This is a genomic window from Spirosoma foliorum (genome assembly GCF_014117325.1).
In the GTDB taxonomy this organism is placed as follows: Bacteria; Bacteroidota; Bacteroidia; order Cytophagales; family Spirosomataceae; genus Spirosoma; species Spirosoma foliorum.
The window spans coordinates 1,272,615-1,290,302 of record NZ_CP059732.1; the positions used below are offsets into that span (position 1 = coordinate 1,272,615).

At 47.3% G+C, this 17,688-nt stretch carries 14 protein-coding genes; 5 read left to right on the forward strand and 9 right to left on the reverse strand.

The features are described from left to right. The first annotated feature begins 46 nt into the window (after positions 1 to 46). Positions 47 to 3,733, forward strand: coding sequence for a M12 family metallo-peptidase (locus H3H32_RS05195; protein ID WP_182461597.1), 3,687 nt, complete (start codon positions 47 to 49; stop codon positions 3,731 to 3,733). Between the two features lie 45 nt (positions 3,734 to 3,778). On the opposite strand, the gene H3H32_RS05200 is transcribed toward H3H32_RS05195, so the two are convergent. From H3H32_RS05200 to H3H32_RS05215, 4 genes are all read right to left on the reverse strand, one after another. After that, complete coding sequence (locus tag H3H32_RS05200; protein ID WP_182461598.1) at positions 3,779 to 4,528, reverse strand: hypothetical protein; 750 nt, start codon at positions 4,526 to 4,528, stop codon at positions 3,779 to 3,781. Between the two features lie 149 nt (positions 4,529 to 4,677). Then, positions 4,678 to 6,216: a tagaturonate reductase gene (locus tag H3H32_RS05205; protein WP_240543665.1), complete on the reverse strand. Its 1,539-nt coding sequence runs from the start codon at positions 6,214 to 6,216 to the stop codon at positions 4,678 to 4,680. A 178-nt stretch (positions 6,217 to 6,394) separates the two neighbouring features. Then, a complete protein-coding gene (locus H3H32_RS05210) occupies positions 6,395 to 7,387 on the reverse strand; it encodes a sugar kinase (RefSeq protein WP_182461599.1) in 993 nt (330 codons plus the stop codon). A gap of 98 nt (positions 7,388 to 7,485) precedes the next feature. Beyond that, positions 7,486 to 8,862, reverse strand: a complete 1,377-nt coding sequence (locus tag H3H32_RS05215) for an MFS transporter (protein ID WP_182461600.1) — start codon at positions 8,860 to 8,862, stop codon at positions 7,486 to 7,488. A gap of 168 nt (positions 8,863 to 9,030) precedes the next feature. Here H3H32_RS05215 and uxuA point away from each other — a divergent pair, with 168 nt between their 5' ends. The 3 genes from uxuA (at position 9,031) to H3H32_RS05230 (ending at position 12,717) form a co-directional block, all read left to right on the forward strand. Continuing rightward, complete coding sequence (gene uxuA, locus H3H32_RS05220) at positions 9,031 to 10,218, forward strand: mannonate dehydratase (RefSeq protein WP_182461601.1); 1,188 nt, start codon at positions 9,031 to 9,033, stop codon at positions 10,216 to 10,218. A gap of 213 nt (positions 10,219 to 10,431) precedes the next feature. Beyond that, a complete protein-coding gene (gene uxaC / locus H3H32_RS05225; protein ID WP_182461602.1) occupies positions 10,432 to 11,844 on the forward strand; it encodes a glucuronate isomerase in 1,413 nt (470 codons plus the stop codon). A 9-nt stretch (positions 11,845 to 11,853) separates the two neighbouring features. Then, positions 11,854 to 12,717: an alpha/beta fold hydrolase gene (locus H3H32_RS05230; protein ID WP_182461603.1), complete on the forward strand. Its 864-nt coding sequence runs from the start codon at positions 11,854 to 11,856 to the stop codon at positions 12,715 to 12,717. Positions 12,718 to 12,809: 92 nt separating this feature from the next. Here H3H32_RS05230 and H3H32_RS05235 read toward each other — a convergent pair whose 3' ends face one another. The 3 genes from H3H32_RS05235 to H3H32_RS05245 form a co-directional block, all read right to left on the reverse strand. Further along, positions 12,810 to 14,087, reverse strand: a complete 1,278-nt coding sequence (locus tag H3H32_RS05235; RefSeq protein ID WP_182461604.1) for a metal-dependent hydrolase family protein — start codon at positions 14,085 to 14,087, stop codon at positions 12,810 to 12,812. A gap of 79 nt (positions 14,088 to 14,166) precedes the next feature. Further along, positions 14,167 to 14,577 carry a hypothetical protein gene (locus tag H3H32_RS05240; protein WP_240543666.1) on the reverse strand — a complete coding sequence of 137 codons (411 nt, stop codon included), beginning with the start codon at positions 14,575 to 14,577 and terminating at the stop codon, positions 14,167 to 14,169. Positions 14,578 to 14,651: 74 nt separating this feature from the next. Next, entirely contained in the window at positions 14,652 to 15,107 is a 456-nt protein-coding gene (locus H3H32_RS05245; protein ID WP_182461606.1) for a DUF4920 domain-containing protein, read from the reverse strand. Positions 15,108 to 15,209: 102 nt separating this feature from the next. Here H3H32_RS05245 and H3H32_RS05250 point away from each other — a divergent pair, with 102 nt between their 5' ends. Continuing rightward, on the forward strand, positions 15,210 to 15,719 hold the full coding sequence (locus H3H32_RS05250) for a DinB family protein (protein WP_182461607.1): 510 nt from the start codon (positions 15,210 to 15,212) through the stop codon (positions 15,717 to 15,719). Positions 15,720 to 15,747: 28 nt separating this feature from the next. Here H3H32_RS05250 and H3H32_RS05255 read toward each other — a convergent pair whose 3' ends face one another. Together H3H32_RS05255 and H3H32_RS05260 are read right to left on the reverse strand one after the other, a co-directional pair. Beyond that, positions 15,748 to 16,443, reverse strand: coding sequence for a hypothetical protein (locus H3H32_RS05255; RefSeq protein ID WP_182461608.1), 696 nt, complete (start codon positions 16,441 to 16,443; stop codon positions 15,748 to 15,750). 155 nt (positions 16,444 to 16,598) lie between these two features. Beyond that, positions 16,599 to 17,672, reverse strand: a complete 1,074-nt coding sequence (locus tag H3H32_RS05260; RefSeq protein WP_182461609.1) for an aminotransferase class V-fold PLP-dependent enzyme — start codon at positions 17,670 to 17,672, stop codon at positions 16,599 to 16,601. Positions 17,673 to 17,688 lie beyond the last annotated feature (16 nt).

The window sequence follows — 17,688 nt, forward strand, 5'->3', positions numbered from 1 at the left end:
TCTAATCATACAGAATGGGCATAAACATTTATACCACCGTGCTTCGATGAAAAAAATCTACACTATGGCCTTTGTAGGCCTATTACTCTTCCTTGAGACTTACGCCGTTGCTCAAACTTCTCTCCAATGTGGTATTAATGATAGCCACCTTCCAGATAGCACCATTCGGCTCATGGGGCAATTACCCCGACTCATGGCCAATCAGAAAGCCCGTAAAGCCGCTGGCGAACGAAACGTTTGCCGACTTGCCATTGAGATAGATTCGGATACGTATCTGGAATTTGAGAAAGATACCAACCGCATCCATAGTTTCTTTCTAGAGAGAATAGAATTAGTATCGAAGATTTTCGAACGTGAGATCAATACCCAGCTTGTAGTGGTTTATTTTCATATCTGGAAAGATACTGATGCTGATCCGTATCGAAATCAGCTGGATATTTTTAAGCTTCACTCCATTTTTAGCACAACTTGGGCAAGTAAGTTCAATCAGATTGCCTATGATAAGCGTATCTATTTCCCTACAAAAGCAGTGACAGGGGCTGGTGGTTTGGGTGGAGGTGTTCAGGCTACCTGTGCTAATTTAGTTGACTTAAGTACTATTGCTCACGAACTGGGGCATTGTTTTGGTTCTCCTCATACACACTCTTGTTTCTGGCCTGGAGGCCCAATTGATTTTTGTTCTACTATCGAAGGCGATTGCTATACGGGATCACTGCAAACCATAAAGGGAACCATAATGAGTTATTGCAGCAACAATGCTAATCTAACTTTCCACCCACTTTGTCAGGCTTTAATTACTGACTTTGCTGTTAAAAACTTGCCTAAACTTGCCATACCTGATAAGGCTCCAATCTTGCCCGCTCAATCTCTTCTAGCAGGGACGCCATTTCTTTATTGGGACGGTCAGCCTTTAGCTGAACACTATGCTATTGAAATTGCAACTGATCCTGATTTTATGCAAAAAATTAGTAGTGATACCACCCTCGTCAATGGTTATGATATGAGTGCCTTGACGTTAGGTAAAGATTACTATGTACGGGTTCGATCAGTTAATAAATTTGGTGTGTCAAGTTGGTCATCGGTAGGGAAAGTCCAATTAGTAGGCACGAATGGTATCTTGCCCCCAACGTTAGTATTTCCTATTCAAGATCAACGGCAAATGCCATATAATGGGGACAAGCGGGAATTTTTGGTAGAACCTGTTGAAGGGGCTACCAAGTATGAACTTCAGGCAGCCTCATCAACCGATTTACTGTTTAGATACCCGACCTCAACTATTTCGGGTACGACATCTATCAGTCTTAGTTTGTATGCATCGGGTGCTATGCTATGGCGTGTGCGGGCAATAGCAGGTGACAAAAATGGCCCCTGGTCAACTATTCGGCGATTTAGTGTAAATAAACCCTTTGTACAATTTTCTTTCTATTCCTATAGACTTGCCCCCCTTTCGTTTCCGTACATTTATTCTGCCTCTAGCAGTCAGATAAAAGTTCAAATAACGCTCGCTACTGATACTTTGTTTATAAAACCTCTGTCTGTAAGTGAGTTTCAGAATTCTAGTACTTATACAGGATATTTAGATAAATTATCACCAAACACAACTTATTATTTAAAAGTAGAGGAAATCAATATCGGGTCGCCCTATTACCCCGTTGGTACGATAAGCCGATTTATACAGTCATTCCGAACAGGTAATACACCCCTATCATCACGCTGGTCGTTTGTAAATAGTGTTACACATCCTACACTTCCACAAGGAAGCACCGGCCCTTTGGTGGCTGGCACTAATTCTGTTTGGACTTTAGCGACTGATGGTCCTGTGCGTATCAGTCAAGATAGTCTGAAGCTACAACAGTTTAATCAAGAAACTAGCAAAGGGAAAATAGGTAATTTATCTGCTTTGTTAGCAGGTGATAGTGATGGTAATGTGTGGTTGACAAACCGAATATCGGTTAACATTTTTAAAAATAGCTTTTCTGTTCCATACTACCAGTCTGGACGTATATTAGCCCAGACGCAGGAGCTAACCGAACGAATAACTTTTCGTGGTACGAATTTGCTTTCCAACTTTTTGGTTAATCCCCGTTTATATAATTCCTATAATGGAAGCCTTTATGGAATAGAAGCTGATAGTTTAGTTAAACTATATACGCCACCTGGCAATGAATCCATCGATAATACATTGTCGCAGTCGGGTATAATCTGGATCATTCAATCAAATTCATCGAGTACAACAGCTCGAAGCGAACTTGTACAACTGAACACTATTACACACACTAAGCAGACCTTTAATGCTGATAACACACCACAACTAGGTAAATATTTACAGTATATGGCAATCGATAGACTTGGCAATTTGTGGGTGTCACAATCAGGTTCAACTACTGGATTTCCGCCTTTAGCCAAATTTAATGGCCAAACCTGGACAGCAATGAATCGTAGTTCGACGATGCCTATTTCATATGTAAGTAGCATGACAACCGACAGAGTTGGTAATCTCTATGTTATAGATAATTCGTCCTCGCCTGCACTATATAAGTATGATGGTATCGTCTGGAAGAAATTAACTGACTTAGAGCTTTATAATAATTTAGGCTATATGACTGCCGATAGTCGGGGTGATATTTGGTTTTCAGGCGATTGTCAACTCATGCGTTACTCTCCTTGTCCTGATTTACCTACGCCCGACCTTACGGCATCTAGTAAAGTAATTGACGCTGGGGAAAACGTAACCTTGCAAGCGAGTGGCTGTTCGAATGTACTTTGGTCGTGGAGCAGCAAAACCGAAACTGTGAATGATAAGCTGGTACAGGGCACGAATCAGCTAATTGTACAACCAACAGTCAATACTACCTATCGAAGCCGATGTTACGTTGACGGAGGCTGTACAGGAGGTGAAGCAAGTCTAACGGTAAGTGTTGGTACAACGTTAAGGCTGACTAAATTAAACAAATCCATTTATTGCCAGAACGACTCGCTAATAGCCACCTATGAGTTTCAGGGCAAAGTGCCAACAAACAATCAATTCTCTTTTGTACTCAAGAATACGAAACAGACAACCTCATTTCCAGGCATTTTACGGGACAATCAATTGAGTATGAAAATCCCTGCAACGCTGCCGGGAAGTTATTATTGGGCTTTTATCGAAACTGTAAATCCAACTGTGCGGTCTCTCGATTCAGTGCGAATTGCAGTCAACCCTATTCCAACGGCTCAGTTTTCTACAGACAAACTGATGGTTCCTCTGGGAGATAGTACGCGTATCTTTATCGAATTAACGGGTACACCTCCCTGGCAATTTACGCGATGGGATGGACAAGCTATTCAGACAAGCAATTCTCCTTACTTGTTTACGTTAAAGGCAACTCAATCCAGAAATTATAGCATTGCTATATCGAACTTGAAAGACAACTATTGCACGGCAGGCACAGTAGAGAGTAGCTTTATTATTAGTGCATTGGTGCTGGCTAATGAACCAATTGTGGCTGATGGCATTTCGGTTTATCCCAATCCAATTACCAGCCAACTTACGGTTGAGTTAAAAGCAGGTATTGCCCCATTACTCAGACTTCAATTGCAGGACGGGCAGGGGAGGTCGATTCGCCAGAAAGCATTGGTAGGAGGCTCCCGAAGGGAAGAATGGGACATGAGTGGAATACCCACCGGGACGTATATCTTACACATTGAAACACAGGATGGTCGGTCTGCTAATTGGAAAGTGATTAAGCAGTAAGAGTGATTTATATATAATTTCCTTGTAAGGCACCCTGTATAACGCTTAGTTTCTTAACGCCACTATCAGCAGAATTACCGACGTTATACCAATTAAAATAGCCCACGGGCGCCAGAAGCGTCCACTATCACGTCGGCGTTCATCAGCTGTCATGTCACGACGTCGCTTCAGTGGTTTCTGCCCTAACTTACTGAAGTAATATACGGAGCCTGCCAGGCCTCCCAAACCGAGAGACAAAGTCAGTAAGGCCAGAAAACCGCTGCCCGAGCAGGCAATCGTACACGCTAACGCAGCCATAAAATAGGTAACAGCAATGCCTAAGATTCCCAGGACGACGTACAATCCGCGGGAGGGAGGCTCCGTGTCAGTAGAAGCCGCTTTAGTTTCTGAGTGAGTTGCCCGCCGGACAGTATCTACTAGCGACAGCGAATCGCCCACAACAATAATACGTCGACCACCCAGAACGCTGCTCGTAGGGTGCGTCGCTTGGATACGCTGATTCCATATTCCACCCAGCAAACCGAAAAGCAGAAAGTTGCACAGGAAAGCAACGAACAACCACCGACGGCCCGCCCAGTAATTGGTCGATGCAGACGTTTGCGATGGGTAAAGCTGAATGAAAAGAGCCACACCGATCAGCAAAACCATACATACGGTAAGGCCAGCGAGTGGAATTTTGTCCAGTATAGTTGCGCCTAATATAACACCATTAAATCCATTCGTAAATTCGCCAAGGACGATCAGGAAAATAGCAAGGCGCGTATGCCGTCTAGCCCAGTAGGAAAGTATTTTCATTTAAAGGTGTAGTTAAGGAAAAGAATTGCTTAAAAATAGAATATTTGGATGATTATGTAGGATATAATAAGTAAACAGCTCCTGCCAAAATATGTTTGACAGGAGCTGTTTTGTGAAGAATATCAAAGAATAAATGAGTGTCCTAACGACTAAGCCAGTGCTTTGGCCAGCGTTTTCTCTACGCTGGTGGTTAACATTTCACTCAGATACTGGGCTACGGCTTCGACAAAACCGGGCAGCGAACTCAAATCAGTCTGCCATAGGATTTGATCGGAGAGAACACTCTTGACAAATGCCTGTACGGTGGAGGCATCTTTAGGTTTAACGGTTTTCCAGTCGCCGTAGAAATAACCGGCTTTATCGTCGCGGATGGGGTAGGTCAGGATGCCCCCGTTAACGGCGATCTCACCAAAGAACTGGCCTTTTTCTTCACGAGTTGCTTTCATGAAGAGCAAGTAGGCTGCAAAACCCAGGGCTATATGTTTGGGAACAGCGTTGAACTGCTCGAAATAACGCTGGATCGTCGCCACATTCCGGGCCTGCATTTTGGCCGTTTCCTGAAGGGAAATATTCAGCAGTAAATGGTCGAGGTTGGGGTTACGGAATCGATCCAGTACATCGTGGGCAAACTGCTCAACAGCCGCTTTATCCATACCCGGAATGCCGTAGTCGGGCACAGTTGGCACAATTTCGGTAAGCATCAACGACTCAACGAATTTGCTCATGCTTGCATGATTCATCTCATCGGCAACGGTTTCCAAACCTAGCAGGTAGCCAAGTGGCATTGTTAAGGAGTGAGTACCATTGAGAACCCGCAACTTGCGTTCCCGGTAAAAATTGATGTCTTCGTCGATGATGATTTGCGGAGTATTCGCATTGGCAAAACTCAGCGTTTCCCGAACCCGATCGTCGCCTTCAATGGCCCAGAGGTGATAAGGCTCGGTGAAGGTCAGCAAATCATCTTCGTAGCCAACTTCCTCCTGCAACTTCTGTTGGGCTTCTGCCGTGGGACGAGTCACGATGCGGTCGACCAGCGAATTGCAGAATCGAACGTGGAACTTGAGCCATTTGGTGAAGAGCTTCCCTAACTCATTGAATTGGGCCAGTTTTTCAACCGCATCCCGAAGTTTCAGGCCGTTGTCGGTGACGAGCTCGGTTGGAATAACGATCAACCCTTTAGCGCGTGAGCCGCCAACACTACGGAATCGCTCATAAAGAAAGGCCGTTAATTTGGCTGGAAAGGACTGGGGAGGATGTTGGAAAATACTTTCCTCAACATAATCCAGGCCAACCTCGGTCGTGTTGGAAATAATGATCTGAAGTTTCGGATTTCGGGCCAGCATCAGGATTTCTTTCCATTGGGTTTGAGCCGCCAGTACCCGACTGATTGCCGAAACAACCGTGTTTTCAGAAACGGCCTGGCCATTCTGAAGACCCCGAACCGCCACCGTATAGAGATTGTCCTGATCTGAAAATTCATTGGTTTGGCTATCCGTCGATTTTACAACCACAATAGAACCACCAAATTGGCCTTCGGCATTGGCTTTTTGAACCAGATAGTCGGGTAAGCCGCGTAGCAGAACACCGGTACCAAATTGTAATATCTTTTCGGGGAAAACAGGAGCGGGATGAGTCGAACGGGTTAGTTTAGCCATGGTTGGGTGGGTGGCAATCTGCGATGCAGTCATTAGTTGGATATTCGTTACTGTTATCTAATAAGGAAATTTATGGCTGGATACGTCATAATTCAGCAATTATACGAACTACTTGGCGAAACCGGGCTTTTTAGAATCTATTGATCCTGTTGATTCTATAGAATCTATTGTGCGGCTACGAAATCTAAAGAATTAACAGGAGTCTACTTACTTACCGTTTCAGTTTACCCGAACTGTCGCCGTTGGCAAGCGTTTCAACTTCGGCTACTGTCGCCAGATTTACATCGCCCGGAATAGTATGCTTTAAAGCCGATGCTGCGGCACCAAATTCGACTGCCCGTTGCAGATCGTTGAACGTCAGCAATCCATAAATCAAACCAGCCATGTAGGCATCGCCCGTACCAATCCGGTCCGTAATTGGTTGAATATCGTATACTCTTGATTTATAAACGGACTCGCCGTCAAACAGTTTAGCCCCTAGCCGATTATGCGACGCGCTGACGGAGGTTCGTTTGGTATCGGTTATATAGCGAACGTTCGGGAATCGCTTCATCAAAGCGCGTCCTGATTCCTGAAATGTGCTGCCTACAACATCGTAAAGCTCCGAAAAAAGCCCTTTACTGCCCAATACAAGGGTACAGCCTTCGGTTAGCGCAGGCATAATTTCCTGCGGCCTACGGCCATATTGCCACAAATTGCTCCGGTAAACAATGTCGGCCGAAACGGGAACGCCTAACCGATTGGCCGTTTGAATACCCGCCAGCAAACAATCGGCAGCGCCTTGGGAGAGAGCGGGGGTGATGCCCGTCCAATGAAACCAATCAGCTCCCGTTAAAACAGATTCCCAATCGATGGTATCGGCTTTTATGCGAGAAAAAGCGGAATCGACCCGGTCGTAGATAATCTGGCTGGCACGACTTCCGGCCCCGGTCTCCAGGAAATAAAGCCCTAACCGCCCATCACCGTATTGGATATGTTGGGTGTCTACGCTGTATTTTCGAAGATAGCCCGCAGCCGATCGGCCCAGGGCATGATCTGGAAAACGGGTAACATGGGCCGCCTGTAAGCCAAACTGTGCCAGCGATACAGCTACATTCGCTTCGGTACCGCCAAAATGCATGCTTAGACTATCGGTCTGGACAAATCGACCGACACCCGGTGGACTGAGCCGGAGCATGACTTCGCCAAATGTGATAATTTTCATTAATTCTGGGTTTCAGGTTCCAGGTTTAATGTTGTGCTCATGGCCTCCAAATCTAAAGCCCAAAACGTGAAACATTGACCTTGAAACGAATACGTTAATTAGGAGCGGCTACCGATTAGCCAATGGCCACCCTTCTCTAATTCTTCGGCTTTGACGGGCTCTAATTTCGGTAATACTAAATGAATTATCACCAAAGCAATCAAATACGAGCAACTGGCAATGATAAACATCGGTAAATAACCGAAAGCGGTAATAATACGCCCGGCTAGTAAGGATAATAAAATACCGCCGACGGCTCCAAACATCCCACCAATCCCGCTGACGGATGCGACTACGTTTTTCGGAAAAAGATCCGATGCGAACGTGTACATATTGGCCGACCAACCCTGATGGGCAGCCGTTGCCAGTGAAATAAGTGCAATGGCTACGGCCAGACTACTGGTTTGGGCCGCAAAAAATATGGGCACAACACAAAGGGCGCAAATGAGCATCGTGGTTTTTCGGGCCCGATTGGCCGACCAGCCTTGTCGCATAAACTGGGTACTGAGCCAACCAAAAAAAACGCTGCCCGCATCAGACACGACGTAAATAATTAAGAAGGGCATGCCAAAACTTTTCAGATCGAGCTTCTGGTCGAGGGCGTCGTTGGAATTGAAAAAATCGGGTAGCCACGACATATAGAACCACCAAATCGGATCGGCTAGTAGTTTTCCAACGGCGAAAGCCCAGGTTTGTTTATAGCCCAGTAGTTGCCCCCACGATACCGTTCGGGGCGCTATTTTCTCGTTATCGCTACGGATATAGGCAAACTCTTCGGCCGATAGTTGGGCGCTTCGTTCGGGTTTGCTGTAGGTAAACCACCATAAAATGAGTAGACCAAATCCCAAAAGACCGGTTATCATAAATGAACTCCGCCAGCCAAACTGCAAAATCAAATAGGGTGCAATAAGTGCGGTTATAATAATACCTACGTTGGTTCCGGCATTGAATAGCCCGTGGGCAAACGACCGTTCGTTTTTAGGGAACCATTCGGCCACCGTTTTAACTGAGGAGGGAAATATGGCCGATTCACCCAGGCCCAGAAACGCCCGAGCCCACCGAAGTCCAGACATGTTGCCAACGAACGTGGTGGCAACAGCGGCAATGCTCCAGACAATGATGCCGAGTGAGAAACCACGTCGGGTACCAATTCGATCAATAAGCCAGCCTACCAGCAAAAAACCAATGGCATACGCAAATTTGAAAGCCGCATCTACATCGCCGTACAAAACCTTAAACCGGTCGGTAGCCTCTTTGGTGAGTACAACGGCGTGACCACTGTGATCAGGCGCTAAATCGAGCATTTCTTTCCGAAACAGATCGTCGGTCATCGTGAATGACAGCACCTGGCGATCGATGTAGTTAATCGTGGTTGCCAGAAATAGCAAGGCAACAATCCGCCACCGAAAACGGCCCGAAGTAGTTGGCGTTTGCAAAACAGGTTGAAAGGTTTAGGGAGAAAAGCCGCAAAGAACGCTTTTTTTTCTAAAAATAAGTCAATAGTTATCAGTCGTTAGTGAATCGTGGTTAATCTTTGCAATCGGCTAATAGTCTAGCTCCTTATAAATCCCATTGACTGTCGACTACAGACTACTATTTAACATATGCTTGAACAAACCTGGCGATGGTTCGGCCCTAACGACCCTGTATCGCTCAACGACGTCCGGCAGGCAGGAGCCACCGGTATTGTAACGGCCCTGCATCATATTCCAAACGGTGAAGTATGGCCGCTCTCCGAAATTTTAGCGCGTAAATCGTACATCGAAAGCCAGGGACTGGTGTGGTCGGTGGTGGAAAGTATTCCGGTGCATGAGGGTATCAAAACTCGCACGGGCGATTATGTACGCTACATCGAAAACTATAAAGAATCGATTGTAAATCTGGCGCAGGCGGGTATCGATACCGTGTGTTACAATTTCATGCCCGTGCTCGACTGGACTCGTACCGATCTTGATTTTTCGATGCCCGACGGCTCGACAGGATTGCGTTTCGATGCCACGGAGTTTGCCGCTTTTGAGCTGTACATTCTTCAACGGCCAGGTGCTGAATATTTGTATAATGACGAGCAGAAGCGTCTGGCAAAGGCCAAGCTTGATAGTATGAGCGATAGCGACTTGAAGCGATTGGTTAAGACAATTATTGCGGGTCTTCCTGGCTCGGAAGAAAGCTACACGGTTGAGAAATTCCGGGACGCGCTGGCCATGTATGCTGATGTGAGTGACCGGGAATTACGCCAAAATCTGTATGCATTCCTGCGCGAAATTGTGCCTGTTGCTGAGTCGGTAGGCGTTCGGTTGGCCATTCACCCTGACGATCCACCATATCCAATTTTGGGCTTGCCTCGCGTGGTTAGTACCGAAGCGGATGCTCGGGCGTTACTCGCTGCGGCCGATTCGCCAGCCAATGGTATTTGTTTCTGCACGGGTTCTTATGGTGTTCGGGCTGATAACGATTTGGTTGGGATGGTTGAACGACTGGGATCTCGCATTCATTTTGTGCATTTACGCAGTACACAGCGCGATGCTGATGGTAGTTTCCAGGAGGCAAACCACCTCGAAGGCGATGTGCCTATGCCGGGCGTTATGCGAGCCTTACTGCTCGAACAGAAGCGACGAGAGGAGGAAGGTAGAACGGATTTGCGGATGCCCTTCCGCCCCGACCACGGTCATCGAATGCTTGACGATCTCACCTCGGGTAAGCGAACAAATCCAGGCTATACTGCTATTGGACGTCTACGTGGCCTGGCCGAGTTGCGCGGCCTGATGATCGGGTTGCTGGCCAATAAGCTGTGATTGCGGAGATTTCTTTGTGTGGTGTCGGTTACTTTTAACCGACACAGCGAGGTTTCTCAAAACCTACTCTTTTGTGATTTTACACAAGGTTTTGAGAAACCTCACGAAGTCAGATGTTAGTATCTGACTCCACGTCGAAAAAGCCTTGGAGTATTAACCGTAAAAAAATAATCGAAAGCCGGGAGAAAGAAACCGGCTTTTACTTTTGATCGCATGACTACAGTAACGCCCGCTCCTACGTTCTTATCCGACGATTTTTTATTACAAACCGAAACGGCCCGTCGACTCTATCACGACTACGCCCGACCAATGCCCATTATCGATTACCATTGCCATCTGCCTCCCGATCAGATTGCAGCTAACAAGCGCTTTGAGAACATTACACAGCTCTGGCTCTACGGTGATCATTACAAATGGCGGGCTATGCGAACCCACGGCATTGATGAACGTTACTGCACAGGCAATGCCAGCGACTGGGAGAAGTTCGAGAAATGGGCCGAAACGGTTCCATACACCCTCCGGAATCCGCTCTATCACTGGACGCATCTGGAGCTAAAAAATCCATTCGGAATAACGGATGTACTGAATCCATCAACTGCGCGGTCGGTGTATGATACCTGCAACGAACAACTACCGAATCTGTCGGCTCGTGATCTGCTTCAGTATTTCAACGTTCGGGTGGTATGCACAACCGACGATCCCCTGGATTCCCTGGAGCATCACAAGAAGATTATAGAGGATGGATTTACGGTAAAGGTTCTGCCCGCTTTTCGGCCCGATAAAGCGATGGCGGCCGATGATGCCGATGCATTTCGGGCCTATGTGCAGAAACTAGCCGTATTAACCAATACGGAAATTCATACATTAACCCATTATCTGGACGCGCTAAAATCCCGGCATGATTATTTTGCCGAAATGGGCTGTCGGTTGTCTGATCATGGTCTGGAAATGATCTATGCAGAACCGTATACCATCGGTGAGGTTCAATGGATCTTCGATCACCTGAATAGGGGAGTAGCTATTTCGGCCGGAGATGTGTTGAAATTTAAGTCTTTTATGCTGGTGCAGTTTGCCGAGTGGGATCATGAAAAAGGCTGGACACAGCAATTTCACCTGGGTGCCCTGCGCAACAATAATCGCCGTCGACTACGTGAACTGGGCCCTGATACCGGTTGGGATAGTATCGGCGATTTTCCGCAGGCGGCTTCGCTTTCTCGCTTTCTGGGTGGGCTGGACGATCGGGACCAACTGGCCAAAACAATTTTGTACAACCTGAATCCAGCTGATAACGAAGTGATCGCTACCATGATCGGAAACTTCAACGACGGATCGATACGTGGGAAAGTACAGTTCGGGTCGGGTTGGTGGTTTCTGGATCAGAAAGATGGCATGGAAAAGCAAATCAACGCGCTTTCGAATATGGGTCTGTTAAGCGCTTTTGTGGGTATGCTTACCGATTCCCGCTCATTCGTGTCATTCCCGCGCCATGAGTATTTCCGACGGATTCTGTGCAATATTTTCGGCAACGAAATTGAAAATGGTGAACTCCCCAACGATGTTGCCTGGGTTGGCCAGATTATACAGGACATCTGCTACCGCAATGCTGAACGATATTTTGGGTTTTAGTATCAAACTGTGACGCACACATTTGTTAACACGAGTGGCTCCACTGCCGATTCCGCTCCGGTCCGACTGCATGTCGTTCAGGCGGGGCCGGCAACGGGGCCACTCATTATTTTGCTACATGGTTTCCCGGAATTCTGGTTCGGCTGGAAGCAACAAATTGAGGCATTAGCCGAAGCGGGCTTCTGGGTTTGGGTACCCGATCAGCGGGGTTATAACATCAGTGATAAGCCAACGGCTGTTGATGCGTATGGGCTTGATACCTTAGCATCCGACGTCGTTAGCCTGATTAATGCCGCAGGCCGAGAAAAGGCGGTGATTGTGGGCCACGATTGGGGCGCAGCTGTGGCCTGGTGGACAGCCGTTTCATACCCGGAGCGAGTAGAACGGTTGGTAGCGTTGAATGTGCCCCATCCCATTGTTATGAAGCGGTTTGCCAGCCGCGATATTGGGCAACTATTCCGTAGTTGGTATATCGGCTTTTTTCAGCTACCCTGGCTTCCCGAAGTTGTGGTTCGATTAGGGAATTGGGCTTTCCTGGCCCAAACCATGACGCGTAGCAGCCGCGAGAACACATTCGCCGAGGATGACCTGAAGCAGTACAGAGCGGCCTGGTCGCAGCCGGGTGCCGCCAGAGCCATGATTAACTGGTATCGGGCTTCGTTCCAAAAGCCGCCTATTCGACGGAACAACATTCGCGTCAGGGTGCCGACATTACTTATTTGGGGCGTAAAGGACCAATTTCTTAAGCGGGAAATGGCTCAACCCAGCATTGACCTCTGCGACAGCGGACGCGTTGTGTTTATCGAATCTGCCACCCATTGGGTCCAGCATGAAGAAGCCCAACGCGTAACGGAGTTGATAATAGGGGAGTAGAAGGAAGAAAGGGAAGAAAAAGAATGGAGCGTATAAAAACGGTCCTTCTCGGTTTGCTCTCCCTTTCTTCCCCCTATTCCCCTTCCTCCCTTTTACTGCTTATACACCTTTCCGTCTTTCATGACAAACTTGACGGCTTGCAGAGTTTTGATATTCTGAATGGGGTTCTCGTCGACAGCGATAATATCGGCAAACTTACCGGCTTCGATTGAACCGACTACGGCATCCATTCCCAGCAATTTAGCATTAGTCATCAACGCTGCTTTGATGGCTTCTACGGCTGGCATTCCCGCTTCGACCATGTATTCAAACTCTTTGGCGTTGTAGCCGTGAATAAATACGCCCGCATCGGTACCGAAAGCGATTTTTACACCAGCTTTGTACGCTTTTCCAAACGTTGCCTGAATTTTTGGGCCAATCGCCAGGGCTTTAGGAACGACTAAAGGCGGATAATAGCCAAAGTGCCGGGCTGAATCGGCGGCTGTTTTACCAGCAATGATGGTTGGAACGTAGTAGGTGCCGTGTTTCTTGAACAGTTCAATGGCCTCGTCATCCATCAGCGTACCATGCTCAATCGTTTGTACGCCCGCGCGAATCGCTCGTTTCATCCCTTCAGCGCCATGTGCGTGAGCCGCTACGGCAAAACCATAATCCTTGGCCGCATCGACAACCGCTTTTACTTCCTCCTCCGTGAATTGTGGATTTGAGCCATCTTTGGCATTACTCAATACACCACCAGTTGCCGTAATTTTGATCAGGTCAGAGCCATCTTTATACCGTTGACGAACCGCTTTACGCGCATCTTCCGGACTATTGATCACACCCTCAGTCGGACCGGGATCTCCCATTAAATCTTTCCGATAGCCATTCGTAGGATCGGCGTGGCCGCCTGTTGTGGCAATCGATTTGCCAACGGTTAGTACGCGAGGCCCTTCTACCAGACCAGCATTGATGGCGTTACGCAGCGAGACGTTTACGCCCGAACCACCCAAATCGCGAACTGTTGTGAAGCCTGCCAGTAACGTTGTTTTGGCGTAACCTGCTGCCCGATAGGCAACATCCGCTGGATTGCTGGTAAAGCCATCAATAGCACCGCCACGGCGTGTCTGACTTTCCAGATGGACGTGCATATCGATCAAACCAGGAAGAACCGTTTTTGCCTTCATGTCCAGGACTTTATCCTGACCCGAAGGCGTTGTGTAACCTTTTTGAACGGCGGTAATTTTGTTGCCTTCAACAACAACCGTCATTTGAGGTTGTAAGGTGTTGCCAGTACCATCGAACAGATTTCCGCAGTGAATGAGTGTCCGCTGAGCAAATAGAGGAGAGGCCAGCAGCGATAAACCCGCCAGCAGGTATAGTTTTTTCATAAATGAAGTTGGTTGGGTACAAAAAAGGCAGTAACCACTGGTTACTGCCTTCAAAATACAAAAAGATAGGGAAGAACCCTTATAATTTTGTTACCTGAACAGTTGCTGTCTGCGCTTGTCCTGGCTTACCTGTTCCAGGATAAGGATTAACATCGCGTAGAATCACTTTATACGTCTGGTTGTTTAAGGAAACTCCCGTCGAATCAAGCCGTTTAAGATTATCGTATACGCCTAAAGCCAGACGTACAGTACTTGAGTCTGTTGTAGTTGAGAGTAATAGTTTTACCCTGGCCGAACCTGCCACAAGACAATTATAAGTCGGTGGGCACCGGCTATCTTGTATTGAATCAACCCGAACTACTACATCTGAGGCCAGTCGGGCTGATTGATGCAGACCGACTGAGATAAGATCGGCGGGCCGGGTTTCAGACGATTTACAGGCTGAAAAGAGTGTTGTTCCAACGATGAGAAAACCAGAAAGCCATTTCATTGAGTTTAACATGGCACTTGCAATTTGTTTTCTATCAGGACACCCCTGTCTCGAAAAAGGTTGGAAAGACACGCTTATTTTTTCACAATCACGCCATCCGCCACAAATGTCAGCGCTTTTTCGGGCTCGGTAATTTTCTCGATTTCTTCCTTCGATTTTCCAGCGTCGTGGGCATAATGGCGCAGGTCGGCTACGGGTGTTGTGGAGGTTTCTGCAAGACCTTCAACCACAACGGTTTTGCCGACAATGTCTTTCGGAACGAAGAAGCCATAATCTTTAAACGTGACGCGCATCGTTTGACCATCGCCCGTTTTTACTTTCATCCAGCAACCTTTTACTTTGCAAACCGACTCAACCGTACCTTCAACCTTGGCGGGCATTTCGGTCTTGTCAGTCATTTTTGCGGCTAATTGTGTAGCTGGAATTGCTCCTTTTTCGGTGATTTTTTTGCCATGATAACTGACGTCGTTCTGGGCAAAGGCGATCATGGACGCGCTGCTAAGGAGTAGTGTAAACAAGAAGCTTTTCATGGATTTCGTGGTTGACTTGTGAATTGCGTTAGACTGGCTGGTATTTAGATGTAATCAAAATTAGTGATTTTTGCTTTACCCTCACCCCAATCAAACAAAACCATGCAACAACGCTTACTAGCCGACTGCAACGAATTTATTGAGGTTGTGAATGCCTTATCAGACGATCAATTTCGTAAACCGCTTGATGATAAATGGTCCGTTGCCGAAGTGATGCAGCATCTATACCTATCGGCTCGACCCGTAGCGCGGTTGATGGCAGGTCCGCGCGATGTACTGAAGCAGTGGGGCGAGGCCCCATTGCCCGCAAGAGAATACGAAGAAATAGCATCCACCTATAAAAAAATATTGGCGACAGGAGCCAAAGCACCTGCCGCCATGTCTCCTCGCGAGGAGGATATGAAGGCTGAAAAAAGCGAGCTTGTAGAGCGGTTCGTCAGTATATATCAGACGCTGATCGATGTCACGAATACCTGGTCCGACGCAGAGTTAGACACCTATTGTATGCCCCATCCGGTGCTTGGTAAACTCTCTGTTCGGGAGATGTTATTCTTTACGAGTATTCACACGCAACATCATTTGAAGCTACTACCGTATGGTGGTCAGATATAGTCAGACAATCTCTGACAAGATTTGACTATTATCGGGCGAGTTTCAGTCCTTTATTCCCTACTCGGCCAAAGTAATAATTGACGCCAAATTTCAGGCGACCGCCTTTGCCCCGGCTGACGGTTGGATCAATTTTGTTGTAAAAGTTACTTTCATAAGAGACCTCGGCACCGAGTCGGTGTAAAATCCAGGCCATTACCCCTATTTCAAGGCCTACACTAGTGTATTTGGCTTTTACACCTTCCGGAATTACTTCCGAAAATTCGCGTCCGCTGTTGATACTCGCGCCTACAAAACTGCTGATTCGTGTCCGGAAGGGGTAGTAACGGGCAAAGGCGCCCACTTGTCGGGCGTGGTACTTATTGCCTACCAGTCGGTCGGCATCATAGCGTAAACCTGCGGCAAAACCTGGCTGGAAAAAGTAACCCAGGCGTGTATTGACATCGAAGTAGACCTGGCCACTAGTTGCACCAAAACCGATGCCGCCCCCTAAAAAGACGTTCCCCGGATCGAACCAGCTGAGCTGGTGTGTTTCCTGATAACTGAGCGATTTATCGATTTCGTCTTCTAATTTGTCGCCCGCCCGGTTCACCGTGCGACGCATGTCCTGTTTCGTCCGTTCATCCACGAGTGGTTTAGAACGTTCTGTTGAGTCGGACCGATTCTGTGCCAGCCCAACTATCGACACGCTTGTCGATACCAGTAGGAGAGTAAGTAATTTTTTCATCGTCGTTGAGTGAGTATATATAAATACTTGTTCTATTAACTATAAACCCCAAATAAGGTTTGTGGTTACACTCAGCGCGTCGATTGACAAAAAAATACCGTCTTCTCACAATCGGAAAAGACGGTACCTGAAAAATAACCAGAATTAGCTCAGTATTACGCCAATTGCTCAAGCAAGGCTGCTACCTGTTCCGCTGATGTGGCGGGGAAATTGGCAATCCGTATCTGTGAATCCTTGAACTTGCCATAGCCACTACCCACAATCATGTCAGACTTTTTGACTGAAGCAATGACGTCGGCAGATGGTTTCTTCGTCGTAGCAACAACTACCGTTTGGGAGCGGTGCTGCTCTTTCTTCACAAACGGCTCGTAGGCGTCTGAACTATCCAAAAACTTATAGATCATACGGGCTTTCTCCTCGGTCTGCTTCCGAATGGTATCGATCCCAATTCGATTGAAATCTTCGGCGATTTTACCTAGCAGATAGATGAAGAGCACATTAGGCGTGGCTGGCGTTTCGAAATCTTTATAATGCTTCCAGAGCATCGGTAATGTATTGTGCGCACCTATCGTGAAGTCGTCCGTTTTCTGTAGACGCTCTGCTTTTTCGAGACAAGCTTGACTGGCGATCCAGACGCCCAAACCGGCAGGCATACCAAAGGCTTTCTGAACCGAGAAAAAAGCCGAGTCGATGATTCCAAAATCCAGGTCTGGGTAGGGGGCCGATGAGACCATATCCACGCAAAACAACTTTTTAGGGTACTTGCGCTTGAGTTTGTGGATCTCCGACGTCTTCATCTGCACACCCGACGAGGTTTCGTTATGGGTCAGGCAAACCAGTTCAGCGTAAGCCGGCACCTCTATTTCAGCCGCATCGAAACCCTCACCGAAAGGTTTCTGAAGAAGTTGCGCGTGCTTTTTGAGCGAGACGGCGTAATCGTAAAACTTTTGGGAAAAAGACCCATTCACCGCATGAAAACTTTCGAATTCGACGCAGTTGAGCAAAACACGCTCCCATACCTCCGAGGCTGATCCCGTAAAGAAAATACCGTGTGTGGCCGGAATACTCAATAACGTTCGCAACTGTTCGTCGGCGAACTTATATATATCCCGGAACTTCTGACTACGGTGAGAAATTGAGCCAATTTGCTCATCCATCGCCTGTTGCAAATGCTGATAGAACGTTGGATAAAGTTCGGCTGGGCCGGGAGTGAAGTAGGTGTTTTTCATAATTTATTGAGTGATT